This window comes from Synechococcus sp. H55.2 (assembly GCF_047462495.1).
Classification (GTDB): Bacteria; Cyanobacteriota; Cyanobacteriia; order Thermostichales; family Thermostichaceae; genus Thermostichus.
Map to the genome: position 1 here is coordinate 15,667 of NZ_JANSJH010000044.1, position 1,479 is coordinate 17,145.

Annotated in this window: 1 protein-coding gene; it reads left to right on the plus strand. The window is 59.5% G+C overall.

The window, feature by feature from the left end:
- Positions 1-1,479, plus strand: a 1,479-nt coding sequence (locus NW844_RS07030; protein WP_414334678.1) for a pentapeptide repeat-containing protein, incomplete at both ends; no start/stop codon positions are given.

Sequence of the window (1,479 nt, forward strand, 5' to 3'; positions counted from 1 at the left end):
TGTCAACGGCCACGCTCAGGGAAAAAACCTAGCTCAGGCGGACTTGAGCGGGGCAGACCTGGATTGGGCTGACCTGAGGGGGGCCAACTTGGCGCAAGCAGACCTAAGGGGGGCAAGGCTTGTCGGTGCTAACTTGCAGGAAGCCGACCTCCAGGGAGCCGACCTCCGGTGGGCCAGCTTGGAGGGAGCCAACCTCAGTCGGGCCGATTTGGGCGCAGCTTGCCTGCAACTGGCCAGCCTGCGGGGAGCTATCCTTTCCCCCGAAACTCAAATTGACCGCAAGTGGCGGCTGGTCTGGGAAATTGTCAACGGCCACGCTCAGGGAAAAAACCTAGCTCAGGCGGACTTGAGCGGGGCAAACTTGAGCTGGGCAAATCTGAGCGGGATCAGGCTCCCTGGCGTGAGCTTGGTGGGAGCCGACCTGAGCGGGGCCAACCTCTGCGGCGTAGACCTACAGTGGGCAGAGTTGAGCAAAGCCAATCTAAGCCAGGCGGATCTGAGGGGGGCCAACTTAAACCAAGCGGATCTCAGCGGGGCAGACCTAAGCGGTGCCAACCTCAGTGGAAGCAGCTTGATCAAGGCCGAACTAGCCCAGGCCAAACTTGTGGGGGCCAAGTTGACGCAAGCCAACCTCGTCGGAGCCAAGCTGAGACGGGCTAAACTCAACGGCGCGGATCTAAGGGGGGCCAGCCTCATCGGGGCCGACCTCAGCGAAGCCAAACTGGGCAAGACGGACCTGAACTTGCCTAGCTTGAGATGGACGGTGATTTCTGTAGAGGCCAGTCCGGAGAGTAGCTGGTGGTTCATGATTTTCCATGCTGGCGCCCATTCGCAGGAGCTGAGCCAAACAGACTTGAGAGGGGCGGACTTGAGAAAGGCCAACCTCAGCCGGGCAGACCTCAGCGGGGTAAGGCTCAGTGGAGCTAACCTAAGCCAGGCTTATTTGATTGGGTCAGATCTGAGCGAGGCCAGCCTAGGTGGAGCCAATCTAAAGAGGGCCAAGCTGGGCGGGGCCAACCTAACCCACGCCGATCTCGGTGGAGCCAAGCTGAGTAGGGCCTATCTGGCCGGAGCCAACCTCAGCGGTGCCGACCTGAGGGGGGCAGATCTGGAGCTGGCCAGTCTGCAGCGGGTGATCCTTTCTCCTGCAACCCAGATCGAGGCCAAGTGGCGTCTGGTGTGGGAGATCGTCAACGGTCAAGCCTCCAAGAGAAACTTGAGTGGGGTTGACCTGAGCGGCGCTAACTTGAATTGGGCCAAGCTCAACGGGGTGCAACTGGTCGGGGCAAACCTAAGTGGAGCCAGCCTCATTGGAGCGGATCTAGGAGGATCCAACCTCAGCCAAGCCAATCTGAGGAAGGCCAATTTGAGCTACGCCAACTTGGAGGGATCCAACCTAGACAATGCCATCCTAGAAGGCGCAAAACTTGATTTTCAGTGGCAGTGGATCTGGCTCTCCCTTTGGTTCAAAGGTTTGGC